Origin of the sequence: Deinococcus apachensis DSM 19763 (assembly GCF_000381345.1) — a bacterium.
Lineage (GTDB): Bacteria > Deinococcota > Deinococci > Deinococcales > Deinococcaceae > Deinococcus > Deinococcus apachensis.
This window is the reverse complement of the sequence record NZ_KB906399.1, coordinates 471106-479807: the sequence shown is the minus strand read 5'-3', so window position 1 is coordinate 479807 and position 8702 is coordinate 471106. Positions and strand designations below refer to the sequence as shown.

At 64.1% G+C, this 8702-nt stretch carries 8 protein-coding genes and 1 pseudogene; 4 read left to right on the top strand and 5 right to left on the bottom strand.

Annotated features, from left to right (window positions below):
* Nucleotides 1–357 (bottom strand): annotated as a pseudogene (locus F784_RS0106870) (IS4 family transposase); the annotation flags it as partial.
* Here F784_RS0106870 and F784_RS26020 point away from each other — a divergent pair.
* On the top strand, nt 347–2158 hold the full coding sequence (locus tag F784_RS26020; protein ID WP_157465070.1) for an AAA family ATPase: 1812 nt from the start codon (nt 347–349) through the stop codon (nt 2156–2158). The pseudogene F784_RS0106870 and the gene F784_RS26020 overlap by 11 nt on opposite strands.
* Nucleotides 2159–2429: 271 nt before the next feature.
* Here F784_RS26020 and lipA read toward each other — a convergent pair whose 3' ends face one another.
* Together lipA and lipB are read right to left on the bottom strand one after the other, a co-directional pair.
* A complete protein-coding gene (gene lipA, locus F784_RS0106865; protein ID WP_019585983.1) occupies nt 2430–3416 on the bottom strand; it encodes a lipoyl synthase in 987 nt (328 codons plus the stop codon).
* Nucleotides 3413–4150: a lipoyl(octanoyl) transferase LipB gene (lipB, locus tag F784_RS0106860; protein WP_026332328.1), complete on the bottom strand. Its 738-nt coding sequence runs from the start codon at nt 4148–4150 to the stop codon at nt 3413–3415. Before lipB ends, lipA begins: the two co-directional genes overlap by 4 nt.
* A gap of 158 nt (nt 4151–4308) precedes the next feature.
* On the opposite strand from lipB, the gene F784_RS0106855 reads away from it, so the two are divergent.
* A complete protein-coding gene (locus F784_RS0106855) occupies nt 4309–4833 on the top strand; it encodes a GNAT family N-acetyltransferase (protein ID WP_026332327.1) in 525 nt (174 codons plus the stop codon).
* Here F784_RS0106855 and F784_RS0106850 read toward each other — a convergent pair whose 3' ends face one another.
* Nucleotides 4834–5628, bottom strand: coding sequence for a hypothetical protein (locus F784_RS0106850; protein WP_019585980.1), 795 nt, complete (start codon nt 5626–5628; stop codon nt 4834–4836).
* A gap of 185 nt (nt 5629–5813) precedes the next feature.
* Here F784_RS0106850 and rplS point away from each other — a divergent pair, with 185 nt between their 5' ends.
* Together rplS and F784_RS0106840 are read left to right on the top strand one after the other, a co-directional pair.
* Complete coding sequence (rplS, locus tag F784_RS0106845) at nt 5814–6302, top strand: 50S ribosomal protein L19 (RefSeq protein ID WP_019585979.1); 489 nt, start codon at nt 5814–5816, stop codon at nt 6300–6302.
* A gap of 80 nt (nt 6303–6382) precedes the next feature.
* Nucleotides 6383–7213, top strand: coding sequence for an HAD-IIB family hydrolase (locus tag F784_RS0106840; protein ID WP_019585978.1), 831 nt, complete (start codon nt 6383–6385; stop codon nt 7211–7213).
* On the opposite strand, the gene F784_RS0106835 is transcribed toward F784_RS0106840, so the two are convergent.
* Nucleotides 7191–8615 (bottom strand): ATP-binding cassette domain-containing protein, encoded by a 1425-nt coding sequence (locus F784_RS0106835; RefSeq protein ID WP_019585977.1) that lies wholly within the window; start codon nt 8613–8615, stop codon nt 7191–7193. The two genes, F784_RS0106840 and F784_RS0106835, sit on opposite strands and share 23 nt — an antisense overlap.
* Nucleotides 8616–8702: the final 87 nt, after the last annotated feature.

Here is an 8702-nt window from a genome sequence, read left to right as displayed (position 1 = left end):
CTGCCAGCGCACGCTGAGTAAGAGGATATTGATGTCGTGCTGGCCCAGCTTCCAGTTGGTCCGGTCGAGGACGAGCAGCCAGTGCTGCTCGTCGTGCAGGTGGGCCAGGACGAAGCGGGCGACCAGCAGGTCGGGGAGGGCGAACTGCACGAAGCGCCTCAGGCGCTGGTACACCGTCTCGTCCGAGCCTGGGAGATCGATGAGCTGGACGAGCTGGTACAAGACGACGCTGCGCGCCTGAATGACCGCGAGGATCAGGGCACTCAGGACGGTGAGCCGACGGGGATCGAGCGGAAAGTGCTGAGCCAGCAGGGCACAGAGGCTAGACTGAGGGGGTCGGCTCCGGGTGTTCTTCATTGCAGAAAACACCATATGGGAGCCGACTTCTCACGCCTTCACCCCACTTTTGACCCCTAGAGAGGTACCGGACCAGGCTTGGTCGCAACTAGGAATGTCCGCATTTGCGGCACAGATGCGTGTGCATCAACCTGAAGTTGCCGCACAAGTACACGCGGAGACCCCCTTGTTCTTAGCTGAGTTGGAGAAAGTGACGCATACCGGTAAGGTGGTAGTAGGTCCAACAGGCGAAATAAGGGTGGAAACATCCCGCGTACTCGAACACTTGTTTAGTACATATGATCCTGCCCATATTGGAATTATCGAATACCACAGCGCTCAAAGAAGTTATCAAAGAGAGCAGGTGGGTGGAATTAATCTTAATATACAAACGACAAACGACCAAAGAAGTCACAGCGCATTGTGCAACACTTCTAATAAGTATTCAAATATTAAAGCAGAACTAGCATCTGGTTACATCCAAGATCTCCTTTCAACACAAGCAGGAGTGGAAGGTAGAAACACAGTAAGTTTAACTCAAACCCTTGAAGAGCTGTTCCAAATATTTTTCCCCGGCAAGCGTTTCGTAGGCCCTCAGCCTACGCCTGACGATAGATTATTATTTAATGTGGAAACTAGTAATGGATCGGTTCACGACATCAATGATCTTAGTTCGGGAGAAAAAGAGGTTTTGTATGGGTACTTGCGACTTCGTAACTCTACTCCAAAGCACAGTGTATTACTAATTGACGAACCAGAAATGCACCTAAACCCACGACTAATCGAGGGCTTGCCGCAGTTCTATCATCGTAATTTAGGCAAGGCAATGGATAATCAACTTTGGCTGGTAACTCATTCAGATACACTTATAAGGCAGGCTGTGGGAAACGAGGGTTTCTCTGTATTTCATATGCAGCCGCCGAGTAGGCTGACCGAAGATGTCAATCAGTTGAAAGAGGTTAAGGCATCAGGGGAGATAGAACGTCTTGTTATGGATCTTGTTGGTGACCTGGCGGCGTACAGGCCAGGAGCGAAAGTTGTTATATTGGAAGGAGGAGGGGAGTCGGATTTCGATGTAAATGCAGTGGCATCGTTATTTCCTGAATTCTCACTCCGTGTAAATCTAATTTCTGGCGGCAATAAAGCTAGAGTTCAAGAGCTGCAAAGCATATTACAAGCAGTCAGTGAAAAGGGCACAATATCAGGAAGTTTCTTCGCAATTACTGATAGGGACTCCGATGCTGTAACCGAAGGGCTTGACGGAAGTGTTTTTTCGTGGGATCGTTATCATATTGAAAACTACTTGTTAGAACCAGAGTATATAAAAAGAGTCATAAAGGATTTGCCTATACCTGACAAGGCAAATATAACAAACGAGGAAATATTGAATGGTTTGAGAGAGGCAGCCTCTAAAACACTACCGTCCCTAGTAAAATTTGAGTTAGAAAGACATATAAATTCCTTGCTTGTTAGTTGTATCAACACCAGGATTGATCCAAACGCGAGGGAGCTAGCTGCTCAGTTTGATACAGTGGTAAAGTCGTCGGCTCGTCGCATCAGCCAGATTGTTAATGAGCGACTTAGCTTGACAACAATATCGGAACTAGAGGAGCAGTACAAAGCTCAGTTTCAAGCGGACTTAAACAATGGCAAATGGCTTATTACGTTTCGCGGCAGAGATATTTTGCGCAGGTTTACCTCCGAATTCCTCGGTGGGGTTATCAACTATGAAGTTATGCGCAACCTGATTTTAAGTAGGATGCGAGACGCTTCCTACCAGCCCCCCGGCATGCTTGCTGTGATAGATAGAATTATGAGTTAAATTCAGTAGTTGTGCGTTCTTCGCCCATCTTGCAGAGGCGCGACTGACGATATATACTGTTCTAGACAGTGTTTTCGTTATGAGAGCCGAACTTGGCATCTGATAAGCGTGAGGTCGGCAGTTCAAATCTGCCCTTCCGTACCAGAGAAAACCCGAGAACCCGCAACTGCCCCGGTTGCGGGGTTTTCGCGTTCTTGTTGCCGCCACGCAAACCCATAAGCAGAGCAAGGGGGCCAAAGCCGTATGCCTCAGCCCCTCCAGCTCCCCGGACTCAGATCAGGCTGAGCTGCTCCCCGCCCTCCAGGTGGACGAGGTGTTCGGGCAGGTTGCCGGGTTTTTCCATCACGATCTGCTCGGCCTTGTAGGAGGAGCGGACCAGCGGACCGGCGACGACCTCCAGAAAGCCCATCGCCATCCCCTCTTCCCGGATCTCGTCGAACTCGGCGGGGGAGACGTAGCGTTCAACGGGGAGGTGGTGCATGGTGGGGCGCAGGTACTGGCCGAAGGTGAGGACGTCCACCCCGTGTGCCCGGCAGTCGGCCATCGCCTCGCGCAGTTCCTCGCGGGTCTCGCCCAGGCCCAGCATGATGCTCGTCTTGGTGATCACGTCGGGGCGGCTCTTTTTGGCATGCACGAGGACGCCCAGTGTGCGCTCGTAGCTCGCGCGGATATCTCGCACCGGGTGGGTCAGGCGGCGCACCGTCTCCAGGTTCTGCGCGTACACGTCCACGCCGCTCTCCAGCACCAGGTCCACGCAGTGCGGGTTGCCGCCGAAGTCGGGCGTCAGGGCCTCCACGCGCGTCTCGGGGTTCACCCGCTTAATGGCCTGGACCGTCTTAGCGAAGTGGTAGGCGCCGCCGTCAGGCAGGTCGTCGCGGTCCACCGAGGTCAGCACGACGTACTTCAGACCCATCAGGCGCACCGAGTCGGCGACGCTGGCCGGCTCGTCCAGGTCGAGCTTGCCCATCGGGTTCCCGGTGTCCACGGCGCAGAAGCGGCAAGCGCGGGTGCAGATGTGGCCCATCAGCATGAAGGTGGCCGTGCCGCGTGACCAGCACTCGCCGATATTGGGGCACATCGCCTCCTCGCAGACGGTGTGCAGGCGGTGTTCCTTGACGATCTTGCGAACCTCGCCGTACACCTGCCCGGTGGGGATGGTGACCTTGAGCCACTCGGGCTTCTTCTCACGGACGGGGACGCTGTCCTTGCGGTAGATGCCGTTCTTGATGAAGCGGGGTTCCTGGTTGGGCTGGGTCATGCGTGACTCCCTGTGAGGGCGGGGGCGGTCCCGGCGGGTTCCGGGAGCGTCCAGTCGTAGATTTCGAAGGTGGTGTGAAAGGCGCGGGTGAGGGTGTGCTTGGCCTCGTCCATGCTCACGGTCCGGTTGATGCCACGCAACTCGTACTCGCGCTCAACGCTTGTCATCTGGGTGCCGCTCAATCCGCACGGGACGATCAGCTCGAAGTGCTGGAGATTGGTCGTGACGTTGAGCGCCAGCCCATGCAGGGCGACGTTCCGCTGCACGGCCACGCCGAACGAGGCAATTTTCTGCTCGTACTCGCGGCCGTTCACCTCACGCGGGTTCACGTACACACCCGCGTAACCGGGGTTCGGCCTCGCGTCAGGCAGGCCGAGTTCCCGCAGCGCCGTGATGGTCGCCCCCTCCAGCAATCGCAGGAAGTCCTGCACCCGCCGCCCTACCGGGAAGATTGCGTACGCGACGAGTTGGCCGGGGCCGTGGTAGGTCACGTCGCCGCCGCGCTCCACCTCCAGCACCTCAATGCCCTGGCTGTTCAGGTACTCGCGGGTCACGATGATGTTCGTGCCCTCCCTCGCCTTGCGGCCCAGCGTGAGCACGGGCGGGTGCTCGACGAGCAGCAGCGTGGGCCGTCCGCCCGCCGCCACCCGCGCGTGGTGCTCATGCTGCACGTCCCAGGCCTCTCGGTAGGGGAGCAGCCCCAGGTCCAGCACGCCAAACGGAGCGTCTCTCACGTCCCGGATTGTACGCGCTCGTTCCGGCCCTTTCCGGTGTGGCGGGCGCAATCCGGGCGCCGATTGTCCAGTCTGAGTGGTCAGTCGGGGAAGCCGGAGATGGAAAAACAGGCCACTCGGCGGAGGCGCGGCGGTAGGTGGCCCCGCTACCCTGACCCATGCCCGAGCTTGTGCGCCCGTCGGGGAGGTACAGAGGCAGCTTTGTCGAGGCTGTGCGCGAGGCGCAGGCCAGCAGCAGCGGTCTGAGGGACACGCTGAGCTGGAACGTGGCCGAGCTGGAAGCCGACTTTGGGGCCTTTGCGGCGCACCTGTGCAGCTTCGAGCCACCCAACCCGGTACCGGAAGACTCCGTCCCTGCCGAGGAAAGATGGCTGATCGAGGGGGAAACGTACCTGGGCCGCACCAAGATCCGCCACGCCCTGAACGAAAGACTCCGCCAGCTTGGCGGTCATATCGGCTACGAGGTCCGGCCCGCAGAACGGCGGCGGGGATACGCGACCCTGATCTTGCGGCTGGCGCTAGGACGTGCCCGCGAACTCGGCCTCGCGCGCGTCCTCGTAACCTGCGACGTGGATAACCTCGCCTCGCGACGAGTGATTGAGGCGAACGGCGGCGTCTGTGAGGGCGAGTTCAGGCTGGAGTTCTACGAGAACCCAATCCGCCGCTACTGGGTCGAGCGGTAATCAGTCGCCCCGCAGTTTCTCGGCCTTCTGCTGAACAGCCTGGGCCAGGTCGCTGAGCACCTGAACCTGCTCGGGAACGGGAGCCGCCGTTTCGCTCACCTTCTCGACCACGGCCTCGCCGATGCGGCTCAGGGCGTTCAGTTGGGCGGATCCCGCCTCGTCCAGCTCGGTAATCCGATCCACGACGCCTTCACCCGCTCCGGCCAGGGCCCGCAGTTCCTCCTCGGCGCCGAGGTGCCCGATGGCCTCCACCCGCCTGTGGTGCTCGGCGCTCACCCGTTCGAGTTGGGAGACCTGCTCCAGAGTGTTCGCCTGTACCTGCGCCGCCTCGATGATGGTGTGCAGCGCCCGCATCTGTTCCTGCACGCGGTCATGAATCTGTCGCAGCCGCTGGACGTTGACCTCGCCGACCGGTGTCTGCGCGACCTGATCCAGGGCCTGGCGCACCAGTTCGTCCAGCGCCTCGGCGGCTGTGATCTGCGCCTCACCGCTCTGCACGATGTTGGACAGCGCGCGGGCGTGGGCCTCCCGCTCGCCCTCCTGCGCGGCCAGCGGCAACGTCCGCAACTGCTCGGTGGTCAGGTACACCATCTGCCGCAGCGCGTCGGTCGCCGCCAGCCCCTCGCGCCCGGCCCGGATGATCTGCTCCAGCATGCTCGTCTGGGCCCAGCCCGCCGCCCCCACATGTTCGCGCGCCCGCACCTCGGCTACCCGGCGGCGCTGCTCCCCCACGGCCCGGCGGGCACCGGCCAGCAGGGCGTCTCTCTTCTCGGCGGACTCACTCACATACCCCATGCTGCCGGAGGAGAAGGGTGAAAAAAGTAACACGGCGCCCCGGTTGCCCTCTTGAGCGTTGCGCTCGGCCCGCGTATACTCCCAAGGTCTGCCCCGCGTTCAGGCGGGTGCGTACAGGTGTCCAAGAACGTCTCTGCCCGGCGGAAACCGGGAGGTGGGGCGGTCCGCTGGCAAAGGAGAGAAAGATGCAGAGCACCGTGAAAGTGAACCGTGGGGCCATCCTGCGCGCCGTCGAGCAGCCCCACATCAAGACCGAACACCCCGAGTTCCAGCCCGGCGACACCGTGCGCGTCGAGACCAAGGTCGTCGAGGGCAACCGCACCCGCAACCAGGCCTTTGAGGGCGTGGTCATCGCCCTGAACGGCACGGGCAGCCGCAAGAGCTTCACCGTCCGCAAGATTTCCTTCGGCGAGGGTGTGGAGCGCGTGTTCCCCTTCAGCAGCCCGCTGATCGCCCGGGTCACCGTGCTGGAGCGCGGCAAGGTGCGCCGCGCCAAGCTGTACTACCTGCGCGAGCTGCGCGGCAAGGCCGCCCGCATCAAGAGCGACCGCAGCCGTGTGATGAAGGACGCTGCCCGCGCCAACCAGGCGAAGGCCGCCGCCAACGCCGCCCCCGCCCAGGCCGCCACCGAGGCCCAGAGCGACTTCACGCCCGTCGAGACGCTCGGCGAGTAAGCCCCGCCGCGTCCGTTCCGCCCGCCCGAATAGGTGGGCGGTTTTCTTTGCCCGGCCTCCCGCCTGCTAGGCTGCCGCCCGTGACGAGCCGCCCGAGTTCCGCCAAAGCGCCCCCCGCCGACCTGCCCCTGCTGCTCGCCTTCGACCTCGACGGCACGCTGATCCCCGATCAGGGCCGCGAGCTGCCCGACGCGACGGCGGGGGCGCTTTCCCGGCTGCGGGGGCTGGGCGTGCGGCTGGCGATCATCACCGGGCGCGACACCCCGCCCCGGCCCGTGCGCGAGGCGATGCAGCCCGACGCGGTCGCCACCAACAACGGGGGACGCATCGAGATCGGCGGCGAGCTGCACGCGGAGGCCCGCTTCACCCCTGCCGAGCTGGAGGCGGTGCTGGCCCACGAGCTGGAGGACGCCCGGGTGGTCGTGTTCACGCCGGACGCCCTGTACATCGACCTCCCGCCCGGGCGGGAGCCGGAGCCCTGGATGCTTGCCCGCAGCTTCCGCCCGCTCGCGGAGGCGCCGCGCGAGGGGGTGCTGAAGGTGGGCCTCTATCACCCGGGCGTCGCGGACCTCGCCGCCCGCTTGCGCGAGAGCCACCCCCACCTCGTCCTGACGGGCGCGCAGCCGCCGTACACGCAGTTCCTGACCGTCACGCCCGTCGGCGCCCACAAGGGGGCGGCCCTCGCCCTGATCGCCGAGGCGCTGGGCATTCCGCTGGAGCGCACCGTCGCCTTCGGGGACAGCGACAACGACCAAGCCATGCTCGAACTCGCCGGGCACGCGGTCCAGCTCGGGACCCTGCCCCTGCTCGCCCCACACGCGCACGAGCAGGTCACCTCCCCTGAGGTGCTGGGGGAGTACCTGAACGCGCTCGCCGACCGGCTGGAGGCTACCGGGGTTCCGCGCGTCTGACCCGTCCCTCCTCCAACTGGAGGTGGTGCGTCAGCCCCGGCGGCGCGTCCGAGGCCCGGTGGGCGATCACCATGACGTGGGTGCCGCCCCGCGCGAGGTCGGGCAGCAGTGTCAGGAAGCGGGCGCGGGAATCCGCGTCCAGAAAATCCAGTCCCTCGTCGAGAATGAGGAGGCGGGGCGTGTGCGCGGCGGCGCGGGCGAGCAGCAGGCGCCGGAGCTGCCCCTGCGAGAGCGCGTCGGCGCTGCGGTCCAGCAGGTCCGTCACGTCGAGATGGGCCGCCAGCTCCTCCACACGGGCCGCCTGCTCCGGCGTCAGGTCGGGCGCGAACCCCTCCGTCCCGCTCCACGCGCTGCTGATCACCTCCCGGCCCGCCCACCCGCGCCGCTGCCGGAGGCCGACCTCCGCGCCGACCAGGCCGACGGTGCGGCGGCGTTCGGTGAGCAGGTCCCGGCGCAGGAAGGGCCGCTCAACCGCGCCCCCCAGCGCGGAATGTAGTTCCCCGGCGATCAGGCGCGCCAGGGTACTCTTGCCGCTGCCGTTCTCCCCGGTCACCAGCCAGTGCTGTCCCGCCGCCCAGGTCCACGAGAGCGGGCCGAGCGCGAGGTGCCCGCCCCGGTACACCCGCACGTCCCGCAGCCGCACGAGGTCCCCCGAGCCGGGCGGTGGGGGCAGCGTTATGGCGGAGGCAGTCTTCCCCAACCCGTGGTCCCCATTCAGAACGCGGCCCCCCTCCACCCGCAGGGTGCGCCAGGGCAACTCCGGCGCCTCCTCCGGGCGATGGGTGGCGAGGACGACCGCAACCCCGGAGGCGTGAACGTCCCTCAGTACCCGTCCCAGCTCCCCCCGCGCCCCGGCGCTCAGCCCGTCGGTGAACTCGTCGAGGAGCAGGGCCTCCGGGCGGGGCATCAGCGCGCGGGCCAGCACCACCCGCCGCCTCTGCCCGTGGCTGAGGGTGCGGAAGTCCTGGTCCAGCAGCGGCGTGACGCCGGTCAGGGCCGCGACCTCCACCAGCCGTTCCAGCGCCTCCGGCGTGGGCTCCCACAGCCGCAGGGCGTCCCCCTCGAAGGCGGCCAGCAGCACGTCCCGCACGGTTTGCGCCCAGTCCCGCGTGAGGTAGAAGGCTTCGGCGTCGGGGCCGACGACCGAGAGGGTGCGCCGGGCCTGTACCGCCGCCCGGCTGAACTTCCCGCCGAGCCCATAAACCCGCTCGCCCTGCATTGGCGCCACCTCACCCGCCAGAAGCCGCAGCAGCGTGGTCTTGCCGCCGCCGTTGGGCCCGCTCAAACGCAGCGCCTCGCCCGGGGAGAGCCGCAGGGTCACGTCCTCCAGCAGGGTGCGTCCACCCGCGCGCACGGTCACGTCCCTCAGGTGTACCAGCGCCGCCGTCCCCACTTCCGTCATCGGCCCGAGTCTAGCGGGGATTAGCCGTCCTGCCGCCTGTCTGACGCGCCGAAGTTCCCTGAATATCCGGGAACTTCCTCCCTTCAT